Origin of the sequence: Mesorhizobium sp. C372A, from assembly GCF_030323245.1 — a bacterium.
Lineage (GTDB): Bacteria > Pseudomonadota > Alphaproteobacteria > Rhizobiales > Rhizobiaceae > Mesorhizobium.
The window spans coordinates 432,667-455,101 of the sequence record NZ_CP100475.1; the positions used below are offsets into that span (position 1 = coordinate 432,667).

The following is a 22,435-nucleotide window of genomic DNA, read 5'->3' on the forward strand; positions in this document are numbered from 1 at the left end:
CGTTCCTATCCGCCAACCGTCGGAAATGGTATGATCGACCAATTGATAAAGCTGACGGCTCGCTGAACTATCATCTCGGCAGCAGCAGGGCTCGGTGAGGCGGCGATGACATAGCCCATAGAGTCTCGGTAATCGCCTTTCCTGACGATCGCCGTCTTGGGTTTAATATAAAATTTCACCTCGGCGACACCTGGTACAGCCGCCGCCCGACTGTCGCCATCGATCCAATCGAGGATGCCATCGCGGTCAGGAAGCAGAGCCCGCCAGGCCGCAATGTGCGAATGCCTCCTGTGCAAATTCCATTCATCTCCGATAACAAGCTTGATGTGCTCGGTGATGAGATCGACATCGTAAGCCAGATGAATCGATTGAGCGCCTCCAGCGAGACGCGGATTGACTTCAATGACGACTGGGCCCCGCCTCGTCCACCGGAATTCTATGTTTGTTGGGCCCCAGCCAAGATTAAGAATTCGCAAACAGCTCAACGAAACATCGGCAATACGCCTATAATCGTCATCGGTCAGCGGGGCTGGAAAGATGCCCCGACGGAAGACGAAATGCGGTGGCGGGCCGAAGTCAGCGGCAGAAATTCCAATGATCTCATTTTGCATAAAATGAGCACAATAATACGGGCCCTGTGCGAATTCTTCGACCAGTATCCTTGGCGAAGGCCTCCACAAATAATCCTCGCCCAATAGATAGGTCGTATGTTCGGCCACCTCGTCGACGTTGCGGCACAATCGGACACCGTTGCTGCCGCTCCCCACGGTTGGCTTGAGAATCACCGGCAGGCCGATATCCACGGCAGAGCTTGCCGCCTGCGTCGCATTCGATGCCAAGCGATAAGCAGGTATGGGAACGCCGGCCTCCGCGAGGAGGTGACGTTGAAGGAATTTGTCGCAGCATCGTTCAATCGATTCGGGGTTCGGTCCCGGCAGATGGAAGTACCGGCAGAGCCTGCTAGCCGTAGCATAGGCCGACTCGTCGGCGCGTGAAAACCCAGTAATGCCGGCAATGTCATAGGTCGCACGTAGCCGGAAACATTCGCGGATCAGCGCATCGAGATCGTCTGTATCGACTCGGATTGCTTCAACCGCTTCCGCAGCAAGATAGTCGTACTGAGCTGGATCAGCCGAAAAGGTGACTGAATGAATGCCAAGACGCTGAGCCGCTTGGATGTATCGCAGACCATAGTCCGGATGACCTTCAACCAGGATAAGCGCTCTTCTTGCCATTGGCTGTTGACCCTCCGTTGCATGCGGTGCGGCAGTCTGAGCGTAAACAGGCATCAACCTCTTATCCATGCCTGACCTCAGAGTTCGTGATAAAGGTACACTTGTTAGCGATCTACGGTCGCAAAGATTCTGTAAATTTGATTGAAGGATTTGTTGCAGTTTGGGTTCCCGGCGTTGCGGCTGAGCTATAGGCGAAGGTGACGACGGTTTGAGGAGAGCGGCGTACCGAGGCGGGTGATGAAGGCTGCCAGAACCTCACATGAGAGGATTACGCCAAGTGAATTCATTAGGGCGACATTAAGGTTCCAACCTTGAATCCAGGGCCCGAGCCTATCGCATGACGCGGCTCGTTTCCGAACGCGGCCAACCTCACATCCAGTCGCCGCTCTTGGCGGCTGCACGAACATCCCGCTTGCGGCGGCAGGGGGCTGAGGAAGACGAGACCGTACTCTTGAACGGCAATTCAAGCCATGGTTCTGGATCGGTCAGAACTGGTCGCGTCCTACGGATTACAGGATTGGTTCAATGGGGTATCGTCAGGCGACTTTCCCTCCGACGTTGCCTAAAATGCCGCCTTCGACTACGACGCCGGTGCTCACATATTTCCGCAGCGCGACCAGCAATTTGCGAGCAAGCGCCACGATCGTGGTCTTGCGCTAGCGGCCACCGCCTTATCTGCTCGAGAAGCAGTTCGAGCCGATCGAGTTCGCGGCTTACCCGGTGTCGTGTTGCCTCATATAATTCTGTTACCGGCTGCCTCATCTTGTCCATCATCGCCAAGATCGGCTTTACGGCGCAGAAGAAGGCCGAGCGCCACAGCGGCGTGCGTGCCGGTGTGCCTATGGACGTGGCGACGAAGCTGACAGGTTCGACGCGTCCTTCCCCACAAGCGCGCTCAGAGCTTCCTGAAATCGCCGTCGAAACACCGTTCAGGTAGAGAACGGGAAACAGCACATCCAGACTTCGCCGTACACTGCGATCCCTGGTCCGTATCGAATATTTTCGGCTTTCCATACTGGGCAAGCGCTTCCTCGACCGGCCTCTATGCAGAACGCCGTTTCCATCGCGATCAACAGTCGCCAAAACAGAACCCTCCGGCCGAACCAATCAACGACTGCGCAGAGATAGACAAAGCCGCGAATGGCGAGGTTGATCGGGTCCGGTTCTCCTCATCGATCCTGCCGAAATGGACGCGACCGACGGCCAGAGCCGCTCAACGAAGATGTTGCCCCGCCATGTGCCTGCCATCCATCGAGATTTCAATCTCGGCCTTCGTCAGCATGGTCGTGAAGTCGATGGACGCGCCGCGATCCCGGATCTTCACCCAGCTGACTGGCACTGGTCCGATCCCCGTCTGGATGTTCCGCTCCGGGCCGTGACCATGCCGCACAATCCGGCCACGGCCGTTGGCGAGCTTGAGATCCCCCATCTCGGCTAGAAACTGCTCAAGTGCCGGTTTCGACGTGTTAGGGCGTGGTAAATCGCCTGAATGCTCATCTTCCTCATCAGCGTTGCGACGTGCAGCAGTCCCGAGGAAAGCTCTTCTGCCTTCAAAAGGACCTTGCAACATCCCCGCTTCCGGCAAAGGGATAATCGAGATGCAGTTCATTGATCCGCCGCATCAAGGCCAGATCGCTGTCTGACACAGGACGTGGCGAAAATTAGACGCTGCTGCGGCTGACGCCGAGAAGCTTCGCCTGGCGCACCACCGCTACCTCGTGCGACCGATTAATCATTTCTTTCCGCTCAGCAACCCGGCTCTGCCGAGCGAGGATAAAACATCTTTCTCAAGCGTCAGTTCTCCAATCTTGGCATGGAGTGTTTTGACATCGACAGTTAGTGCGGCGGGCTCCAACTTTGGTTCATAGGCGAGAACGCCCGTCGCCCCTCAAGGAGCTGGTCTTTCCACTGCTTGATCTGGTTAGCGTGTAAGATTGAACTGCTGGGACAATTCCACCAGCGTCTGTTCGCCCCTGATGGCGGTAAGCGCCACCCTTTGCGTTGAAAGCAGGGATGTGGTTCCGCCGCCGTCTTCTCGTCATGCTATCTCCTGTTTCCGGCATCTAAGCCAAAGTCAGGCAGAAAAATTCCACTTATACCGGCTGTCCGAGTTTACCGAGCCAACGCTCAGGAGTTTCGCTTCTTAAGCCTCGCAACTCCGCGACGCGGCACGTTAGTCGTCATGCCGACAAGCTCAACCCGTTTCATTCCAATGCCTTCAGCAGAGAAGCGAAGATACGTCTCGGGGCAGGCTGGATGCCGCAGGTAAAGCATTGTTTAATGAACATAACTTATATGTTAAATAGACTATGTATTTGTATGTAATTAGATATCGAAAACTTAACACGCATCGGATTGCTATTAGTCCTAACGGTGTCAAACTAGATGCATTCAAAATATATACATAAAATGAGTTTCATTCGTGCGACTCTTCCAAATTCACAGAGGAGATTCTTCGATGCAAGGTCGAGTAAGTATCCTAACTATTGGTCATGGTGTACTAGGTGGGGATGTTATTGATTTTCTAAGTCAAAGCGGAAGACCATATGACCTTTATGTCGGAGCAAGAGACGTGCGACGGGCCTCTTTAAGGGCCAATCTGGCGAGATACACGGCCATAAACCTCGGCCACCATCCGACCATTGAGGTGGTCCCTGTGGATCTCATGAATATAGAGGCTACAGCAGAGCAACTGGCGGCTCTCCGTCCGGATATCATTTTCAATGCAACGACATTGCATTCATGGTGGACCATATTGCAATTGCCGCCTGATGCTTATCAGCGGGTTGATCGAGCTCGCGGCGGCGTATGGACGCCGATGCATCTCGTTCTCGTTCGACGCCTGATGAGAGCTGTGCGAGAGGCCGGGCTTCAGACCGTGGTCGTGAATGCATCCTACTCTGATGTAACACATGCCGCCCTTGCAGCCGAGGGCCTCTCGCCGGCGATTGGCATCGGTAATGTCGCGAATGCCGTCCCGGGCATCAGGTTGGCGGCCGCGCATCTTCTAGGTTGCGAACTGAAGGCGATCGATGTGCGGTTCTTTGCCCAACACTACGTCAGCTATCGCATGCCCCGGACTGGTTCCACTGACGGAGCGCCCTACCATTTGTCTATATATCGGGAAGGTCAGAGAATTGGGCCTGAGGAAGTGTCCCACGATGAAATCTTCGCAAATGTTGCCGGACGTTTTCGGCGGGTGGAAGCCCTCGCAGGACAATCGGTGACTGCATCGTCGGCGACAGCTGTTCTACGCGCGTTGGCCGATCGGGTAGAGCGCGTCGTTCATGCGCCAGGGCCGTTGGGTCTCGTCGGAGGCTACCCCGTTAGGGTTGCTCCAACAGGCATTTCGATCGATTTGCCTGAAGGCCTGTCATTGGACGATGCGGTGGAGATCAACAGAGAATGTCAGAAATACGACGGGATCGAAGCCGTGGAAAGCGACGGGACCGTGCGCTTCACGGCGGAGTCGGCAGAAATTATGCGCAAGTTGCTCGGCTACGATTGCGATGCAATGGCGCTGGATGAGTGCGAAGGCCGAGCGGAGGAACTGGCAGCAAAATATGCTGAGTACCTTCGTCGCTTCGAGTAGTCGGGCATCCATTCTGGCTGACAAAGGCACATCAGCGGCCGCAGTGGCCGAGCTAACCGTCGGCATGCGCATGCGCGAGTGGTGGCGATGCATTCGCGACCACCAAAATCAAAAATAACTGGAACAGCGTCTCCGTGTTTCTTCACGAGATATTACTGGACCGGTCGAAGCACAATCTGCGCTACATCATTGAGGATATTTCTGCGACGCCAATGGTAACGACTCGGCCGAGATTTCTCTTGATACCGGTGTCTGGCGAAGCGGTTGGCATCGTCCCGCAAGGGTCGATGAATTTTATCGCCAGACCACTTCGGCAAAAGTATACCGCAGAGCCCAACCCCGCCGACGAGGGCGTTTTGACGCTGACGCGCATTCTGAAAGAGTTGCTGCCGCTTGCGGAATACGCGGCGATTGTCGGGCGAGGCTAATGATAACGACCGTGGATCACGACACGCTGGTTGCGACACTCGAGCGGTTAAAGCTGACGGCAACCGCAATCCGCCAGTCCGGCCAGTGGGAGGGCAAGAGCTTTATCCAGGGCGGCTGGCAAACGCTCAGTCAGGCACTCTACATCCCTGCCCTCGTCGCAATCCGATTCAATCAGCCTCTCAAAGCAAATACGAAAGCCTCCGAACAGGCGGAAAATCCGCAAAGGTCGCCATAACCGCAGCATGCGAAAGCTCGTCGCTCGCAAACGACGCTCTCATCAGCGAGACCGGAATGCTGTCCATCCCATTCCTTGACCAAGACGGATACTTGTTGACGACACGGCCTGGGATCACTCCAGCTTCACCAAGAACCGGGATCGGCTGTTGGAAGGTGAGATCGCGGCCAAGTTTCCGCGCGGTGCTGGCGCAGCCTGAGGACGATACCAATGAACGGCGCTGAACTGCTTGTTTCTACTCTGGAGAACGAGAAGGTTCATCAGATCTTCGGCATACCCGGAGAAGAGAATCTCGACCTTGTTGAAGCACTGCGGCGTTCCTCGATCAAATTGGTGGTGACGCGCCACGAGCAGGCGGCCGCGTTCATGGCGGCCACGCATGGGCGACTGACCGGCAAGCCCGGGGTCTGCCTGTCCACGCTCGGTCCCGGTGCGCTCAACCTCACGACGGGCGCTTCCTACGCCCTGCTCGGCGCGATGCCTATGATCATGATCACCGGCCAGAAGGGCATCCTAAGCCGGAAGCAGGCACGATTCCAGATCGTGGATATGGTCTCGACAATGAGACCACTGACCAAAATGGCGCACCAGATCATCAGCCCGGCGACTATCCCGATCATCGTGCGCGAAGCGTTTCGGTTGGCGCAACAGGAGCGCCCCGGCCCGGTTCATCTCGAACTTCCGGAAGACGTCGCAGCCGAGAGAATGGCTGTGGCTCCGCCGATGATGCCGCCCTATCCGATCCACGCGCCCGTTCCGGCCACAGAGGCCTTGGATCGTGCGGCTGAGTTAATCCTCAAGGCCGAGCGGCCGCTGGTTATGTTGGGTGCGGCCGCAAACCGACCGCGTCTGACTGAGGCGTTGTCGGACTTCGTGAGGCGCCTGCAGATCCCCTTCTTCAACACTCAAATGGGCAAGGGCGCGGTATCGGGCGGGTCCGGACTGTACATCGGCACCGCCGCTGTGTCGGAGCGAGATCATGTGCACCGGGCGATCGATCGCGCCGATCTTATCATCTCGATCGGCCATGACACCGTGGAGAAACCGCCCTTCCTGATGGAGCCGAGTGGGCCGACCGTGCTCCATGTGGGCTACTCGCCGGCGACGGTTGAGGAGGTATTCTTCGCACATGCCGAGGTGGTGGGCGATGTCGGACCGGGGCTAAGATTGCTTTCTGACCGGCTTGAGGGCAGGCTGCCCAACGCCGGTGCTCTTCTCGGGCTGCGTGAGGGAATCCTGACTAGGATCGCGGACCGGGCCAAGGATAGCCGCTACCCGCTCACCCCGCAGCGAATCGTGCACGACGTGCGCCAGGTCATGCCCGAGGACGGCATCGTCTGCCTCGACAACGGCATGTACAAGATTTGGTTCGCTCGCAACTACCGTACTCGAGTAGCCAACACGCTGCTCCTCGACAATGCGCTTGCCACCATGGGCGCAGGGCTGCCTTCAGCTATCATGGCCGCGATGCTCTGTTCGGAACGTCGCGTCCTCGCGGTGTGCGGCGACGGCGGGTTCATGATGAACTCGCAGGAGCTGGAGACCGCGATTCGCCTCAGACTCAATCTCGTCGTGCTCATCCTACAGGACGACGCTTATGGGATGATACGTTGGAAGCAGGCGCTTAACGGGCACAGCGATTTCGGGATGACCTTCGGCAATCCCGACTTTGTCACTTATGCCAAGGCCTACGGCATCGAAGGCAGGCGAATCGAAGGCCCCGACGATCTCGTGCCGACGCTCGAAGCGGCCTTTGCGGCGGGCGGTGTCCATCTCATCAGCACGCCGGTGGACTATTCGGAAAACATCCGGATCCTGGGCGAAGAATTGTCTAGAGCACGTCCTTAGATCGATGAATGGGTTGTGATGTGAAGAGGCGTTAGCAGTGTAATTCAACGTCCATTTTCATGAGATGGATGGAAGAGCACTGAGCGAATATCTTCGGTTCCGCGTCTTTGAAGCAGACGCCGGCATGTCGTCGCGGCAGGCTGCAGCGCGGTTCAGGGTCGGCATATCGAGGGCGATCCGTTGGGTCCCTCGGGCAAAGACCGGCGAACTGACGCCACGGCCGCAATCGCGGCCTGACGGCCACCATGTGTCGGGAACTGAAACGACGATCGGCCTTCGAGGCCACCATCGGTCACATGAAGACCGACGGCCGACTGGACCGCAACTTCCTCGGCGACCATGATGGCGATGCGATCAATGCGCTGCTCGTCCCCGCAGGCCAAAATCTGCGCCTGATCATCACAGTTCTCGCTCTTGGCTTGCATGGTGCCTACAAGCACTCCAGCCGAAAACGGCGAAATCGGATGCTTCCAGTCGTAGACGAAGGACGCAGTCATGCCCGTCAGCCGTAGCGCTCCGGTGAAGGTCGTGGTCTTCCAGTGGCCATGCGGTACGCCGGCCCGGCAGCGCTCGCCGCGCGGTCGATAGCGACGAACATGTGCAGTTTGCCTTGCCCGGTCCTGACCTCGGCAATGTCGATGTGGAAGTAGCCGATCGGTAGCTTGAATTTCCTCTTCGCCGGTTTGTCGCCCTCGACATCCGGGAGCCGGCCCGCGTTGCAGGCACCGATGCAATGAAGACCGTGTCAGGTGCGGGATGGTCGCCTGAAGCGCATAGAGGCAGTCGTCGAGCGGCAGCAGCGTGTAGCGGGCGGAAAGCGACAATGACCGCCTCCTCCTCAATTGAGAGCACCGTCGATCTCGGTTCCTTCGGACCAGTCGGCAGATCGGTGACCGAAGCTCGCCTTCCATTTCGCAACCGTCTTCTGGTTGATCCCGTAGCGCTTGGCCAGGGTCCTCAGGCTCTCTTGACTATGCTGTATCGCTCGACGGACCGCCTCTGTCGTTGTGGCACTCCCATGCAGAACTTGGCCCATAGCGCATCCTTTGATTCGGAAGATAATGATGCCCCATCAAAGCCCGGGATCAAACATTTAGCATTTGATTTTGGAGCAAATCTGCAGATTCACTCCTCACCTCATCATCGTCTGACCGCTGGTATCCAACTTCCTTGCAGCTGCCGAAATGCTCAGCCTTTTGGCCAGCTCGGCTGACGCAGCCAGACCGCCAGATCAGAAAGAGCACGCTTGCGAAATACGCAACCTGAAGGAGCAACCAACAAGCCAGCGTCGTGACGACGACTGCGCGGATTGAATGAAACGCGAAGTAGACAGTCAAAGCGTTGGCGCACAGGACCAGCCACAGGAGGCGTCGCAAGATTCTAAAGGGCAACGCCGTTCTCCTGGTTTGTCGGCCATGTCATGCAGCGACCTTGTCGGCTGCAACATGGGTCTGGCAGTTCTTCGGGCAAACGCGGGCGCAGGCTCCGCAGCCGACGCAGCGCCCTCCATGGTCGACGACCATGATCATGCGATTGAGCTCGCCGTCGAAATCGTCGTCTTCGCCGTCGCAGACGCCAAGGATTTCGCCCGCGTCATCGACGCCGTAAAGGTGCATGACCTCGCGCGAGCAGACCTTGAAGCAGCGGCCACAACCGATGCAGGTCGTGCCGTCGATAGCGGTGAGATACTCCGGCATCCATTTGGAGCCGTCGCGGGTGACGAAAGCGCTCGTCATCGTAAATTCTCCGAGGCAGCGAGGTCTCTCTTGGCAGCGTCCAACTCTGCAAAAACGGCGCACGTTTTTGCGGCAACCGTCTTGATCTCAGTCCAGTTGACCGGCTTGTCCTCGGCAAGGTCGTGCAATTCCATCTTCGCAATGCCCGCACCCGACTGCAGATTGCGGACTTTCTTCTGCAACTCCTCAAGGCCTGGCATTGATCTTTCCTCGAAATTGGCTTTCATCACGCCATCGCCACGCCGGGAAACGGTCCCGTGGCTGCGGTCGCATCGTCGACCAGTTTCGTACCGGCCTCCGCGAGTTGCCGGAGCGTCTCGAAGCCGAACCGATGGATGTCTGGACAAAACGACCAAACGCCTGGCCCTGAAAAGCAAGCGCCCGAAGCCCCCATGGATTTCACCTCCATGATTGGCGATGTCACCGGGCGGAAACGCTGCGCGATCGAAAGCCCGACGGCGGTGAAAAACATATCGAGCCTCCACAGCACGTCCGGATCGGGATAGCCCATGCCAGGGATCGCGCGGCGCTTTTTTCTGGTGACGATAAAATCGGCCAGTAGCGTGGCGTCCGATTTGCCTTCCCATAAGCAGTAGGACTCCTGAGCGCGGATCAGCCGCACGAGGCATTTGACGAACGGCGTGGCAAGGGCCGCCTCGTCCTCGTTGACAGCAGGGCGAACTGCGGCATCAGACATTTCATATTTTCCTGATTTCAGTCCTCTTCCTCGAAGGACTCTTTCTTTTTCGGAGACGCCTGCTTCGCCCACTTGCGCAGCCGACGCCCAGCTCGGGCCGGGCAATTCCACGCGATGTCCCTGTGGCCGACCCTGGACGCGTCTTTGACTGCGAGGCCTTCCACGCGGATTGGCGTCGATCATCACTTCCGCCGCGATGCGGCCAGAGGTCATTGCAAGGTTCTCGCCTCGAACCCGTTGAAAACAATCCATCCCTGTGCTGCATGGAGCCTGCTTGCGTCCACTCCAGGGAAATGGACGAATTGGCCAGTAAACATTCCGACCATCCCCCTTTTTAAGGATTCCTCTCGGCCGGCCGCGCCTTGGCACCTTCGGAAAGCTTGTTTTGCGGAGCCGCACAGCAGCGCCGTAACAAACCTTGTCACCCTTGTAGTTGGCCAGTGCCTGCAGCAAATCCAGTAGAAGGCGTTCTTTCAGTTCGTCCGGGATAGGCTCCAGACCGTCCAGCGACTTCGGTGTCAGTTCGACCAACTCGATCGCGCGATCATTGTTGCCGTTCTCATGATAGTACCGGGCGGCCGCGGGATAGGACCGGAACTTAGGACTGTCGCCTTGCGGGGGATTCAGCGCCAGGATGTGTTCGGACAGCTCCTTGCCCATCGCGAAGCGCTCAGCAGGGGGAAGGCACGAATGGTCATTAGCCGGATGGAAGAGTTGGTCTAGCGCCGAAACCATCCAATCCTCGGAATTTGTGTCGATCGCGTCGCGAACCAACTGGCGCATCACCGGCAAGCCGGTCCAAATGTCTTGTAATTTTCGAAGCAACAGATGTGCATGAGCCAGGCGGAAATCGAGGTCGTCCGGCATCAAGGCAATGCCCTCTTCGATCGCCCAGAGCGCCGTCTTCCAATCTTCCAATTTCACCGCCGCCCAGAACCTGTCATCGATCGGCTTCTTCAACGCTTGTTCGCGCGCCAGGGGTTCACTTGTGGCGATCCGCTCTTGATCGGCGGCTTTCGCTTTGTTGCTGGTACGCCAGCTGCCGTTGAGCACTTTCGGCAAAACCTCACCGAGATGGCTCGGATGACCGATAAAGGCGATGCAGCCGTCTCGGTCGACTACGAACGAGGTCGGAATCCCGACGCAAAAGGTGGGTTCCCTCCAAAGCTTCGTCATTTCGCCTGTGAAGTCGAACGCAATCCGATGATTCAGATCCGGGCACTTTTCGGCCAACCACGCGTCCAACTTGGTCTGGGCCTCGACGGCCGTTGGAGCGTCTTCATCAGCCGCGAGCCCGACGACCTCAAGTCCGCTGTCCTTGTATTTCTCTTGCAGCTGCATCAGTTCGAGCATCTCCGCCGCACATAGTTCGCACCAAGTTGCCCAAAACTGGGCGATATAAACTTTGCCGGGCTGGAAGTCCGCAAGGGGCTCGCCACGCAGCTAGTCCCCCACCTTCATCGAAGGAGCCGGAGACCCCATCCGCAACATATCTTGCCCTCCAAAGCTGTTGCAAAAGGTTGCGTGGCCTCATGCGCAAGCTTGTTCCCCTTTTTAGACGGGGCACGAGGTTCAATGAAGGGAGAGGCATCGCTCGTCTTGCGCATCTGCGTGCAGTCAGCCTTCACTCAGTGTTGCTGAATCTTAATTCGCAAAGGCCATGCCAACGCGCTCAGCGTGCAGTAATCGCTTGATTTTACTTAAAGCTTCCGGGGGCTCAGATAGCCGGCTGTATCAGTCGCGACATGTTTTCTGCCATTGTCAGCTCTTGGACGCGCACCACCCGCTTCGCGCGGCACAGAAGCGTGGCCACGGACGTCTCGACATATAGGGACGAACAGATGGACATCATGACTGCGTTGGCTAGCGCCAGCCATGTCATCATCGTCCGCCTCAAGCCTTGCTTGAGCTTCTTGCCGCTCCGGTCGCTCAGCGGAACGCCAATTGCGATTGCAGGCGCCGCTCCATCCGAGCCTCGCCTCTCCCCTACCTTTTCCGCTTTGCGCTTGAATTCCTGGTAGCGACGCAGGAGTTCTTCACGACGACGCCCGTTATGTCCGGCTGCGGTCGCGAGTACCGTCATCGCCAGATGATGATCGTGGCGAAGAGGGCCAGGATGAGTGCCGGCCTGTGCCGGGCCGGTGAACTCTCCCGAATCCTACTTTTTGTTGTTCTGTGTCCCTGTGCGGAAGTCCTACAGGAACCACCTGGTCCGAATGTGAGCGTTGTCGGAATTGACCGGCCTCAAGGCCGCTCGGTCGCCACGCGGTGGGCAGGGCAGACTGAAAACGCCGAAGATGCGGCCGCCCTCGCCGCTGACCCGGCTACCATCCCAGGCGATGACACGTGATTGATGCCACCGTTCGCCCCGAGGGCCGGCAGGAGCCCGCCCGTCGGACTCGAAGGTCGGTGCCTTGGCCGCTGCACGGTCGTTGCCGTGTTCAGTTCCCGGCCAGTGGTGAAAGAAATCGTGATAACGCCAATACGATGAGCTACGGTCCGAACGCGGCCTGCCGCGCTGAAACGACTCTCTTCTCGACCTGACGCCGGCTCGAGTGGTGTTTCGAGGGTATTGAGGACGCCTGGGCTTCTGCCCGGCCGTTTGTCTGCGCGCTACGGGTTGTCTCGGCGAGCAGACACCGAACGCGTTAGAGGCGTCCGGGGAATGTTCTTCGCGACGGCGCTTGCAAGTTGCTCATGAGCTTCGCGAAACCTGCTCGTTTGCGGCGACCTTTCTCCGACTGGGTATCAGGTGATCAGCGGAGTAGAGCTTGGAACAGCATCGGTGCTACTTAAGAACCCGTCAGCGGGCCAAAAACAGCGGCAACGGCGGCTTGCCAACTATCCATCTTGTCACGCTACCGAAGAGCCGCTCACGCAACCGGCGGCTGCCATAAGCGCCCATGACGATCAGGTCGGCAGACGTGTCGATTGCCTGCTGCGCTAGCACCGTAGCCACCGGTTTGCCGCGGCTCGCCAGCCGGTCGACCGACACCCGAGCACCGTGCCGAGTGAGATAGGCAGCGATGTCGGCTCCCGGCTCGGCGCCGTTTCCGGTGCAGGTCGCCTCCGGATCGACGAGTGCGACACGAACTTCCTCAGCACTGGCTAGCAAATCCAGCGCTTCGCGAACCGCGCGGGATGCCTCGGCCCGCGAATCCCAGCCGACCAGCACGCGCCGTGGAGACAGAGTTACCTCAGCGCCCTCTGGCACGACAAGCACCGGCTTTCCGGTGTCGAACAGGCTGCCGTTGATAACAAGGGGACCGACGTTAATGTCGTTGAGAAGTGCGGGGCCGACGATTGTCAGGTCGTTGCAGAGCGCCCGCGCTCGCACTGCGTTACCGACGCTGGCCTGATCGCAGTTGACAACATCGACATCATAGCACCGCCACGTGGCTCTCAACAGTTTGTGAATTTGCTTAGATGTTTTTTCCAGACTGGCTGCGTCCTGTGAAAATCTCTCGATTTGCCTGTATCGTTTTTCCAGTCCGGCAATAGCCTGTGCGCGTTGCGTAGGCCACGCGGGGATGCCATCGCCTAGCAGCGGAGGCGACACAACGAGCGGCGGAGGCGACATAATCAGGACGGACAAATGTGCGCCGACTTCGGCGCACAAGCTTGCAGCTGTTCGGACGTCCCGATCGGAGTGGTCAGCTCCCGCTACACTGAGTAGGCTTTTGAAGGCCATCTGGCTGCTTCCCCCTGAGATGTCGCGCCCGTAGCGCGTTTCGAACCGCAAGACTTGCCTTCCAATGAAGATGGAGAGTGGCAGACCGTCCGTTCGCGATTCAGTCGTCCAGCTTCTCGAGCGAGTAGCCCGCACACCTGACAGTATGAATGACGCTACCTGGCGAGGCCGCCTTCAGCGCCTTTCTAATCCGGCTGATATGGACGTCGACAGTGCGTTCACCGACATGGATATTGTCCGGCCAGGCCGCGTCGATCAGCTCGTCTCGGCTGAAGACCTTGCCGGGAGCCTCAAGAAATTGCCGCAGCAGGTTGAATTCGAGAGGTCCGAGATGGATGTCGTGGCCATTACCTCGAACCCGGTGAGCATCGAGCTTCATCTCAAGGCTGCCGCAACAGAGCCAGCTGCCGTTTTTTATCCCGTTTGAACCCGGCTGTGGCAGCGCCAACTTCGTGCGTAGACAGTCAAGCAGCTTGGCCGGTGCGAAGGGCCGCACAAAGCTCTCGTCAACACCTGCCTTCAAGAGATCGAGGTGCTGGTTCTCGGCGCCGGGCGCGATCAACGCAATGACGGGCAGGCGGCCGGTCCGGGGCTCCCCCTTGAACCGGGCGCAGATTGTGGAGCCTGCCGCGCTTGCTGGCCCGCAGTCCAGGACTACCGCCTGGAGCTCCCGTTGATCGGCCAATGCAAGTGCTTCCTTCACGCCGTCTGCCGGCTCACTCGTGAAGCCGTCCACCCCCAGAATGTGGCTGAGGAACAGATACAACTCCGCATCTTGCGAACAGATCAGTACCACTGGCTTCATCAGCGCTACCCCAAGAACCACATCGGCTTCGACAGCCTCGATTGAGAGGGCTCGCATGTCCTCAAGGCCTGACATGATCCCCTCGATCGAAAATCGGTTGCATCACGCCCGCGCCACCTCGGGATAAGCCTCAATGGCTGCGGTGGCATCGCCGGCCAGTTGGGTGCCCGCCGCGGCGAGTTTCCAGAACGTCTCGAAGCCGAACCGATGGACGTCGCGCAGGGTCTTGGACAGAACGACCAGTCGCCCCGCCGTGAAAAGCACGCGCCCGAAGCCCTCATGGCTCATCTCCATGATCGGGGATGCCATCAGGCCGGAGCGTTCCTCAATCGCAAGCCCGACGGCGGTGTAGAACTTATCGAGCCTCCACAGCACGTCCGGATCGGGATCGCCGATGATTGGAATTGCACGGCGCTGTTCCCTGGTGATGATGAAGTCGCCCAGCAGCTCGGCGACCGATTTGCCTTCCCATGACCCGTGGGAATCATTGGCACGGATCAGCCGCACGAGGCATTTGACGAACGGGGTGGCAAGAGCCGCCTCGTCCTCGGTGGCGGCAGGGCTAACAGCGCCTTCAAACATTTCGCCCACTCCTCATTTCAGCTTTCGTCCTCGAAGGAGGGTTTCTGTTCAGCGACACCTGCCTGCGCCAGCACCTTGCGGAGCCAGGGGGGAGGACACGTCCTGAGCATCATCTGCGTGCGCAACAACACCTCTTGGATGGTCTGGGGCTGCGGCACTTTGATCGGATGGATCTTTGCGGAAACAAGTTTGGCTGCCGAAGGTCCGCCGATCGCCAGACAAAACAGCAAATGGCAGCCCTTTAGCGCCTCCACCTTCTGGGTGATGCGGTCATCGCCCTCGGTTCGGTGCTTCCCGCTCTCGTCGGAAACGTCGTCAAAGGCCACGGCTTCCACAAGATTCCACTCCTCGCGCATCACGTCGTAGACAGCAAAGCGCCTGGCCGACCCGAAATGGGCGTTGAGGTTCTTCATGTCCTGCGTGGCGATCGCCACGCGCAATGCGCCCGCTTGGCGTTCCGGCGTCGGTGCGTGAACCTCGTCAGTGACGAGCGAGAGGCGACGGACGGAGTTCATCTGGCATTTCTCGCTTACGGAGTGGATCAAGCGCCTCAGGCGTCGGCGCTCGCCCGTTGGCTTGAAAAATGTTGGCAACCTCGAAGATCAGGTCGCGGGTCCCCTGGTAGAGGATTGTGAGCTTGTGCTGGGCACCGAGCCGGTCGAAGATCGGGAAGCCGACCCGCATGAGCGGAATGCCGAGGCGCTGCGCCGCCTGGCGGCCGTGGGAATGAGTAACGAGAAGATCAGCGCCGGCGCCAAGCGCTTCCAAATCGCCGAGATCGCCGATTTGAACCGACTGCGCCGGTACTTCCTCCACAATTTTCGACATAGCGGCCGTTGTGACCGCCGCCGCGATTTCGGAGCCCATGGCGATGAAGAAGCTCGCGAGTTGGTAGAGTTGGTCTGGTTCAGCAGCGATCGCAATTTTCTTGCCTCCAAAGTGGAAATGTCCGTCGAGCAACGCGTCCTGCAACTGCGCCCGCCGACGGCGCACCTCAGCCGGCGCCGCCTCGCCCGAAACTGCGGACAGCAGGGAGACGAACCGGTCGGCGTCCCTCAATCCGGTCAGCGACCGGAACAGCACGTAAGGCACGCCGGTCAACCTCTGCAGCAGCTCGGCCGGGCGGCGCATATGCTCACCGATGACGATACATTGCTCGGCCGTGCCAAGCTCGCGGATATCCTCGACGCTGGTGCCGCCATAGGTGGTCGTGACCCAGCGGTCGGGCACCGTACCGTCGAGCGAGCCGGAGATGTCCGGCAGAATCACCGGCTTCAGTCCAAAGCTTTCAACCATCTCACGCAAATGCTCGATGTCAGCCACAGTGAGGTTCCAGCCAGGCAGGATCACGATTTTCTTCGACTGCCGCGCCTGCTCGCCGGGCCGCGTAATCCTTTCGATCATAGCGGTGACAGCCTTGGCCCAGCCCTCTTCGATCGCGCCGTCGAAATCCGGTGTGTTGGCTAGCACCACCTCCGTACCCGCGAGTTCTTCCATGCGCTTCAGCCTGATATTGGCGACATCCCCTGCGCAGTCTTCGCCCCGGGTTTCCACCAGCGCGGTCGTGCAAACCCCGATCAGCGTTGGCTTTGTGCGGGCCTTGAGGTTGAGGATGGCCTCTTCCAGATGGTCTGCCCCCCCGAGGATCGTCGCCACCTCGTCCATCGCGGTTGTCTGCAAGGGAATGGCTTCCTTGAAATGTCGCACGAAGAGCACGAGCGCGAAGCTGGTGCACCCCTGGCTGCCGTGGAACAATGGCATCGCGCCGTCGACGCCAAGAAAGGCGAGGGCGGCGCCGAGCGGCTGGGATGACTTCAGCGGATTGACCGCCGCCGCTTTGGACTGGGGAAGGATGCGGACCATTGGCTTCCTCAACACTCGCCGAAATCAGCGGCCGTGGTGCCGGAGAATTCCTGGACAGCATGCAAGGTCACGGTCTCGCTTTTCGTGCACGGCCGTTCCTCCCCCACCGCAGGCTGGCAATCCCATGGTGCCGGCTCCCGTACCTGGCACCAGATGGGGTTTCGAATGGCCAGGTCGATCTGGCGTACGAGTTCCACCATGCCGTCATAGCCGGCGTAAGGGTGTTGGCGCTCCTGGTTGATGTCGAGCCAGGGTGTCTTGGCCTTCAGAGCGACGAATTGCGTGCGCCCGCCTGATAGCAGGATATCGGCCTTGTGTTCGGAGAGCATGGCGTAAAGGTCGCGCGCTGCCATCTGCTCGAATATATGGTAGTCGTCCTTGAGGATCTGCTTGATCCGCTCCTTGTCTTCGACGGTCGACTTCTTGACAGAGGTGCCGACGATCACGATCCCGATCTCCATCAGCGCATGGACGACCGACCAGGACTTCACGCCGCCGGTGTTGAGCAGCACGCGCTTGCCTTCGAGCCTCGGCCGGTAGGCCGCTAGCTTCTTCCAGGCGATCGCCTCTTCCTCTGCAATCAATAGCTCGGTGCGGCCGAGGATCTCCGGATCAGCACCCTTCTGCACGAGCAGCTGAGAGATTTGTCTGAGCGCTTCCGAGGTGTCGGTGATGCCGTAGAAGGAGCCCTCGAAAAACGGGATGTCCCAGCGCTCGTCCATCTTGCGGGCGAGATTGATGAGCGCGGTCGAGCACACCACCATAGCCGCCCGGGCGCGGTGCGCGCAGGCAATGTCGAAGTAACGCGCGTCACCCGGAATGCAGGCGCGCACCCGGATCCCGAGCCGATCCAGCAGCGGCTTCACCAGCCAGAATTCGCCTGAGAGGTTGAATTCGCCAAGGATGTTGATGTCGTGAGGGCCGGCATCGTGGGGCTCGGCCGTGCCGATGACATGCTCGAGCAACGCCTCGCCGGCAAGCTTGTTGCCAAGATTCTTGGAGCCGACGAAGCCCGGCGCATTGACTGGTACAACGGCCAAGCCGAACTTTTCCGCCGCGCGCTGGCAGACGGCGTCTATGTCGTCGCCGATCAGCGCCGTCACGCAGGTCGGATAGACGAAGATCGCCGGCGGCCCATACGCTTCCTTGATCTCGCGGATCGCTTTGAAGAGCTTCCGCTCGCCCTGCCCCATGACAACATCGAGTTCGGTGAGGTCGGTCGTGAAGCTCGTGCGCCACAGCGTTGGCCCGGACGAAGCCGCACCGCGGTTGTCCCAGGAATTGCCCTCGCAGGCGAGCGGCCCATGGACCAGGTGTGCGACGTCGGTGATCGGCTGCAGTACGATCTTGGCGCCATCGAAGGCACAGCCGCCGGCCGCCGCCCCGGGGGTCAGTGGCTTCGAACAGCCCTCCTTGCGCGCCTTGGCATCCTTGCCGCGGTTCTTTTCGCAGCCAGGCTCGTTGAAGACATCCTGGATTTTGGCTCTGAGCAAGGACATTGCGTCGGTCTCCGAAGTCCCTCGGGAAGACGACCGGCCAAAGCCGACCGTCAAGCTTAGCGGGTGAGGTCATACGAATAGTCCGTCACGCCCGTCTCGCTTGTCTCGCGATCGAGCTTGTCGAAGATCTTGTCGAGGATCGTCGTCAAGACGCGCAACCCGCCTTGGTAGCCCATAAGCGCAAACCGATGGTGATGGTGGCGGTCGAAGATCGGAAACGTCAGCCGGATCAGCGGCGTGCCCGTGTCGCGCTCCAGATACTTGCCATAGGAGTTGCCGATCAGCAGGTCCACCGGCTCGGTGAAGAGCAGCGAGCGCATCGCCCAGAGGTCCTTGCCCGCCCAGACTTGAGCATCCTTGCCGAAGGGCGATGATGCAAGCAGTTCCTTCAACTCCGCTTCCCATGTCGACGTGCCGTTGGTGGCGAGGCAATGGGTCGGCTCGCCGCCCGTCTCCATGATGAAGCGGGCCATGGCGTAGACAAAGTCCGGATCGCCGTAGATGGCGTATTTCTTACCGTGCAGCCAGGATTGGCTGTCGGCCATGGCGTCAACAAGTCGGCCGCGCTCCAGGCGGATTGCCTCGGGGATTTGCTTGCCGGAAATCGCGGAGACCTCCACGAGGAAGTCGTCGGTTGCCTGGACTCCGAGCGGGTAATGGAACGAGGCAGTCGCCTGCCCCACCCCCTCGCAATACTCAAGTGTTTTTCGGGTGTTGTAATGCTGCAGCGACAACGTCGCCCCGGCGTTGAGTGCCTTCCTCACGTCTGCGATCTTCGTGCCGCCGTCGTACATGCGGTATTCGCCGTCGGACGGCGTGTCGAACTGGTCAGAGGCGTCTTGGATGAAAGTATAGGACACGCCTATCAGATCGAGCAGGCGCTTGAGTTCCCGGTTGTTGCCAACACAGAAGCCGTCGAAGCCCGGAATGACGTTGATGGTCCCCTCGGCTTCCGTTCGCTCCTCGCCTTTCCAGAAATGCTCCAAAATCCCCTTGAGCGTGACGTCGTAGCCATCGACATGACTGCCGACGAAGGCCGGCGTATGGGCGAAGGGGACGTCGAAGTCGCGCGGGACCGATCCTTCGTCCTTGGCGTTCTCGATGAAGCTGTGCAGGTCATCGCCAATGACCTCCGCCATACAAGTAGTCGAGACGGCGATCATCTTCGGGTCGTAGAGTTGGTACGTATTGGCGAGCCCGTCGACCAGGTTCTTCAGGCCGCCGAACACTGCCGCGTCCTCGGTCATCGAGGAGGAAACCGCCGAAGCAGGCTCCTTGAAATGGCGCGACAGGTGCGAGCGGTAATAGGCCACGCAGCCCTGGCTGCCGTGGACGAAGGACATGGTTCGCTCGAAGCCTGCGGCCGCGAACACCGCGCCGAGCGGCTGGCAGGCCTTGGCGGGGTTCACGACAAGCGCTTCGCGAGCAAGGTTCTTTTCGCGGTATTCCCACGTCTTGGTGAATTCGCCTTGGTCGGTAACGATCTGGTCCGGGTGAGGACATTCGAAATTCAGCCTCTTCTCGGCAAGCATCTGCCTGTATTCCGGCTCGCGGAACAGGGGCGCGTGGTCGAGAACTTTTTCAGCCGACTGCGGCATGGGTGGTTACCTCTTTCCATCTGGCCCGCCATACGGCGGCACAGGGACGTCGAAACGTTTTCAGGTCTCCCGCGGACAAGCGGCCACAGGCGTTCACGGCCTCCCGGCTTCCGGGAGGCCAGAGTTTTATTCGGCTGCGATCGCCGCCGACGGCTCGGCTTTTTTCTTCCAGGGGGCGTCGTAGAGGTTCCAGACTGGGTTGTTGATGGCCAGATCCATATCGCGCGCGAAGATGGCGAACCCGTCGTAGCCATGATACGGGCCGGAATAATCCCAGGAATGCATTTGACGGAACGGTATGCCCATCTTCTGGACCGGGTACTTTTCTTTGATGCCGGAGCCCACGAGATCAGGACGGATCCCCTCGATGAACTTCTCCAGCTCGTAACCAGTCACGTCGTCATAGATTAGCGTGCCCTTCTTCACGTAGTGGCCGGTGCGCTGATAGTCGTCGTTATGGCCAAATTCGTAGCCAGTGCCGACGATCACCATGCCCAGATCCTCATATGCCGTGACGACGTGACGGGGGCGCAGCCCGCCGACATAGAGCATCACCGTCCTGCCTTCGAGGCGCGGCCGGTACTTGGCTATGACCGCTTCGACCAGCGGCCGGTATTTGGCGATGACCGCCTCGGCCTTGGCCTCGATTTCGGGCCCGAAGTGCTTGGCTATCTTGCGCAGAGAGGCTTCGGTCTGGGAGGGGCCGAAGAAATTGTACTCCATCCAGGCGATGCCATATTTTTCCTCCATGTGCCGGCAGATGTAGTTCATCGACCTGTAGCAATGGATGAGATTGAGCTTCGCCTTTGGCGCTCGCTCTATTTCGGCCAGCGTAGCGTCGCCCGACCAGTTGCCGACCACGCGCAGGCCCATCTCCTCGAGCAGGATGCGCGAAGCCCAGGCGTCGCCGCCGATGTTGTAGTCGCCGACCACATTGACATCGTACGGGCCGGCCTCGAACTCGAGGTCCTTCTCGAACACCCAGTCGCGGATCGCGTCGTTGGCGATGTGGTGGCCGAGGGATTGCGAGACGCCGCGGAAGCCCTCGCAGCGCACCGGCACGATTGTCTTTTCGTGCTCCTTGGCCTTGTTGCGGGACACAGCTTCGGTGTCGTCGCCAATCAGGCCAATCGGGCATTCGGATTGCACAGTCATGCCCTTGTTCAGCGGAAACAGTTCCTCGATCTCGTCGATGATCCGTTCGAGCTTCTTGTCGCCGCCGAAAACAATGTCCTTCTCCTGGAAATCGGAGGTGAACTGCATGGTGACGAATGTGTCGATGCCGGTCGTGCCGACGTAGTAGTTGCGGCGTTGAGACCAGGAATATTGCCCGCAGCCGACCGGGCCGTGCGAGATATGGACCATGTCCTTGACTGGACCCCACACCACGCCTTTCGAGCCGGCATAGGCGCAGCCGCGAATTGTCATCACGCCGGGGATGGACTTGATGTTCGATTTGACCTCGCATTCGGAAAGGACCTCGCTTTCCTCGCCAGCCTCGTCGCCGCTTTTTGCGACGCTGAGGTGCTTTCTGCGGCGCTTCGCCGACTTGTCAGGATATTGCGACAGCACCTCCTCGATAAGCTTCGCATGGAGGGCACCGTCATTCTCGTATTCCAGGCTCATGGGACCCCTTTCAAGGTTCAGGGTGACGCCTCACCGACGAGGCGCCGTTCTTTGAAAGGCGCACCAGGGCAGGCGGCGCCTCATGTCGGCAGCGGTCGCTACTGTGCGGCCGCCTTAGCCGCTTCCTTGACCTGAAGCTCGGCAAGCATCTGCTCGTCCGTCTTCATGATGCCGAAGTCGAGCAGCATGTCCTCGAGCTCCTCCATGGTGATCGGGGTCGGGATGGTGCCCTGGCCCGAATTCCCATGGATCTTCTCGGCCAGCGCCCTGTATTCCCCGGCCTGCTTCGAGTCCGGCGCGTACTGGATTACAGACATCTTCCTGAGCTCGGCGTGCTGGACGATGTTGTCGCGCGGCACGAAGTGGATAAGCTTGGAATTGAGCCTGGAAGCCAGCGCTTCGGCGAGGTCGAGCTCGCGGTCGGTTTGGCGCTCGTTGCAGATCAGGCCACCGAGCCGCACGCCGCCCGAATGGGCGTATTTCAGGATGCCCTTGGCGATGTTATTGGCGGCATAGAGCGCCATCATCTCGCCGGACATGACGATATAGATTTCCTGGGCCTTGTTCTCGCGGATCGGCATCGCGAAACCGCCACACACCACATCCCCGAGCACGTCGTAGGAGACATAGTCGACATCGTCGTAGGCGCCGTTCTCCTCGAGGAAGTTGATCGAGGTGATCACGCCGCGGCCGGCGCAGCCGACACCTGGCTCGGGTCCGCCCGACTCCACGCATTTGATGCCTTTGTAGCCGACCTTGAGCACGTCCGCGAGTTCCAGGTCTTCCACCGAACCTTCCTCTGCCGCGAGATGCAGGACCGTATCCTGCGCCTTCGCGTTCAGGATCAGGCGGGTGGAGTCGGCTTTGGGGTCGCAGCCGACGATGAGGATTCTCTGCCCGAGGTCGACCAGGGCGGCGAGCGTATTTTGGGAGGTGGTGGACTTGCCGATGCCGCCCTTGCCGTAAAAGGCGATCTGACGCAAACCTGACATGTAGCTT

20 protein-coding genes and 7 pseudogenes are annotated in these 22,435 nt (G+C 59.4%); 7 read left to right on the plus strand and 20 right to left on the minus strand.

The genetic code is table 11. The annotated features are described in order from the left end of the window. Positions 1 to 5: 5 nt before the first annotated feature. Complete coding sequence (locus tag NLY42_RS01975) at positions 6 to 1,235, minus strand: ATP-grasp domain-containing protein (protein WP_031244940.1); 1,230 nt, start codon at positions 1,233 to 1,235, stop codon at positions 6 to 8. A gap of 763 nt (positions 1,236 to 1,998) precedes the next feature. Here NLY42_RS01975 and NLY42_RS01980 point away from each other — a divergent pair. Continuing rightward, positions 1,999 to 2,172, plus strand: coding sequence for a hypothetical protein (locus NLY42_RS01980; RefSeq protein WP_023755814.1), 174 nt, complete (start codon positions 1,999 to 2,001; stop codon positions 2,170 to 2,172). 27 nt (positions 2,173 to 2,199) lie between these two features. On the opposite strand, the pseudogene NLY42_RS01985 reads toward NLY42_RS01980, so the two are convergent. From NLY42_RS01985 to NLY42_RS01995, 3 pseudogenes are all read right to left on the minus strand, one after another. Continuing rightward, positions 2,200 to 2,374: pseudogene (locus tag NLY42_RS01985) on the minus strand (DDE-type integrase/transposase/recombinase); the annotation flags it as partial. Positions 2,375 to 2,532: 158 nt separating this feature from the next. Next, positions 2,533 to 2,682 (minus strand): annotated as a pseudogene (locus NLY42_RS01990) (IS256 family transposase); the annotation flags it as partial. Between the two features lie 3 nt (positions 2,683 to 2,685). Next, positions 2,686 to 3,298, minus strand: a pseudogene (locus tag NLY42_RS01995) (transposase family protein); the annotation flags it as partial. 602 nt (positions 3,299 to 3,900) lie between these two features. On the opposite strand from NLY42_RS01995, the gene NLY42_RS02000 reads away from it, so the two are divergent. From NLY42_RS02000 to NLY42_RS02025, 6 genes and pseudogenes are all read left to right on the plus strand, one after another. Continuing rightward, a complete protein-coding gene (locus NLY42_RS02000) occupies positions 3,901 to 4,827 on the plus strand; it encodes a hypothetical protein (protein WP_023755816.1) in 927 nt (308 codons plus the stop codon). A 134-nt stretch (positions 4,828 to 4,961) separates the two neighbouring features. Further along, on the plus strand, positions 4,962 to 5,255 hold the full coding sequence (locus tag NLY42_RS02005; protein WP_023755817.1) for a hypothetical protein: 294 nt from the start codon (positions 4,962 to 4,964) through the stop codon (positions 5,253 to 5,255). 11 nt (positions 5,256 to 5,266) lie between these two features. Beyond that, positions 5,267 to 5,491 (plus strand): hypothetical protein, encoded by a 225-nt coding sequence (locus NLY42_RS02010; protein ID WP_156933842.1) that lies wholly within the window; start codon positions 5,267 to 5,269, stop codon positions 5,489 to 5,491. A 210-nt stretch (positions 5,492 to 5,701) separates the two neighbouring features. Next, on the plus strand, positions 5,702 to 7,339 hold the full coding sequence (locus tag NLY42_RS02015; protein ID WP_023755819.1) for an acetolactate synthase large subunit: 1,638 nt from the start codon (positions 5,702 to 5,704) through the stop codon (positions 7,337 to 7,339). A 64-nt stretch (positions 7,340 to 7,403) separates the two neighbouring features. Continuing rightward, positions 7,404 to 7,565: pseudogene (locus tag NLY42_RS02020) on the plus strand (IS630 family transposase); the annotation flags it as partial. Positions 7,566 to 7,572: 7 nt separating this feature from the next. Beyond that, a pseudogene (locus NLY42_RS02025) lies at positions 7,573 to 7,820 on the plus strand (IS5/IS1182 family transposase); the annotation flags it as partial. On the opposite strand, the pseudogene NLY42_RS31970 reads toward NLY42_RS02025, so the two are convergent. The 16 genes and pseudogenes from NLY42_RS31970 to nifH form a co-directional block, all read right to left on the minus strand. Then, positions 7,756 to 7,941 (minus strand): annotated as a pseudogene (locus tag NLY42_RS31970) (IS630 family transposase); the annotation flags it as partial. The pseudogenes NLY42_RS02025 and NLY42_RS31970 sit on opposite strands and share 65 nt — an antisense overlap. Then, positions 7,902 to 8,375: pseudogene (locus tag NLY42_RS02035) on the minus strand (transposase family protein); the annotation flags it as partial. The pseudogenes NLY42_RS31970 and NLY42_RS02035, both read right to left, overlap by 40 nt. Positions 8,376 to 8,424: 49 nt before the next feature. Continuing rightward, positions 8,425 to 8,730, minus strand: coding sequence for an exopolysaccharide production repressor protein (locus NLY42_RS02040; RefSeq protein ID WP_023756547.1), 306 nt, complete (start codon positions 8,728 to 8,730; stop codon positions 8,425 to 8,427). A 27-nt stretch (positions 8,731 to 8,757) separates the two neighbouring features. Beyond that, complete coding sequence (gene fdxB / locus NLY42_RS02045; protein ID WP_023755823.1) at positions 8,758 to 9,075, minus strand: ferredoxin III, nif-specific; 318 nt, start codon at positions 9,073 to 9,075, stop codon at positions 8,758 to 8,760. Beyond that, a complete protein-coding gene (locus NLY42_RS02050) occupies positions 9,072 to 9,275 on the minus strand; it encodes a CCE_0567 family metalloprotein (protein WP_031244936.1) in 204 nt (67 codons plus the stop codon). The genes fdxB and NLY42_RS02050 overlap by 4 nt, the downstream gene beginning before the upstream one ends. Before the next feature lie 26 nt (positions 9,276 to 9,301). Further along, positions 9,302 to 11,215 (minus strand): DUF269 domain-containing protein, encoded by a 1,914-nt coding sequence (locus NLY42_RS31975; protein ID WP_502882142.1) that lies wholly within the window; start codon positions 11,213 to 11,215, stop codon positions 9,302 to 9,304. 274 nt (positions 11,216 to 11,489) lie between these two features. Beyond that, a complete protein-coding gene (locus tag NLY42_RS02065) occupies positions 11,490 to 11,855 on the minus strand; it encodes a hypothetical protein (RefSeq protein WP_023755826.1) in 366 nt (121 codons plus the stop codon). Between the two features lie 720 nt (positions 11,856 to 12,575). Next, complete coding sequence (locus tag NLY42_RS02070) at positions 12,576 to 13,463, minus strand: universal stress protein (RefSeq protein WP_023756545.1); 888 nt, start codon at positions 13,461 to 13,463, stop codon at positions 12,576 to 12,578. 100 nt (positions 13,464 to 13,563) lie between these two features. Continuing rightward, complete coding sequence (locus NLY42_RS02075; protein WP_023755828.1) at positions 13,564 to 14,343, minus strand: response regulator transcription factor; 780 nt, start codon at positions 14,341 to 14,343, stop codon at positions 13,564 to 13,566. Positions 14,344 to 14,370: 27 nt separating this feature from the next. Beyond that, positions 14,371 to 14,850: a NifX-associated nitrogen fixation protein gene (locus NLY42_RS02080; protein ID WP_023755829.1), complete on the minus strand. Its 480-nt coding sequence runs from the start codon at positions 14,848 to 14,850 to the stop codon at positions 14,371 to 14,373. A gap of 17 nt (positions 14,851 to 14,867) precedes the next feature. Next, entirely contained in the window at positions 14,868 to 15,365 is a 498-nt protein-coding gene (gene nifX, locus NLY42_RS02085; protein ID WP_023755830.1) for a nitrogen fixation protein NifX, read from the minus strand. Next, a complete protein-coding gene (gene nifN / locus NLY42_RS02090; protein ID WP_023755831.1) occupies positions 15,331 to 16,713 on the minus strand; it encodes a nitrogenase iron-molybdenum cofactor biosynthesis protein NifN in 1,383 nt (460 codons plus the stop codon). The genes nifX and nifN overlap by 35 nt, the downstream gene beginning before the upstream one ends. 8 nt (positions 16,714 to 16,721) lie before the next feature. After that, on the minus strand, positions 16,722 to 18,212 hold the full coding sequence (nifE, locus tag NLY42_RS02095) for a nitrogenase iron-molybdenum cofactor biosynthesis protein NifE (RefSeq protein WP_023755832.1): 1,491 nt from the start codon (positions 18,210 to 18,212) through the stop codon (positions 16,722 to 16,724). Positions 18,213 to 18,268: 56 nt separating this feature from the next. After that, positions 18,269 to 19,810 carry a nitrogenase molybdenum-iron protein subunit beta gene (gene nifK, locus NLY42_RS02100; RefSeq protein WP_023755833.1) on the minus strand — a complete coding sequence of 514 codons (1,542 nt, stop codon included), beginning with the start codon at positions 19,808 to 19,810 and terminating at the stop codon, positions 18,269 to 18,271. A 126-nt stretch (positions 19,811 to 19,936) separates the two neighbouring features. Then, positions 19,937 to 21,436 (minus strand): nitrogenase molybdenum-iron protein alpha chain, encoded by a 1,500-nt coding sequence (nifD, locus tag NLY42_RS02105; RefSeq protein ID WP_023755834.1) that lies wholly within the window; start codon positions 21,434 to 21,436, stop codon positions 19,937 to 19,939. Between the two features lie 98 nt (positions 21,437 to 21,534). Further along, positions 21,535 to 22,428, minus strand: a complete 894-nt coding sequence (gene nifH, locus NLY42_RS02110) for a nitrogenase iron protein (RefSeq protein ID WP_023706403.1) — start codon at positions 22,426 to 22,428, stop codon at positions 21,535 to 21,537. Positions 22,429 to 22,435: the final 7 nt, after the last annotated feature.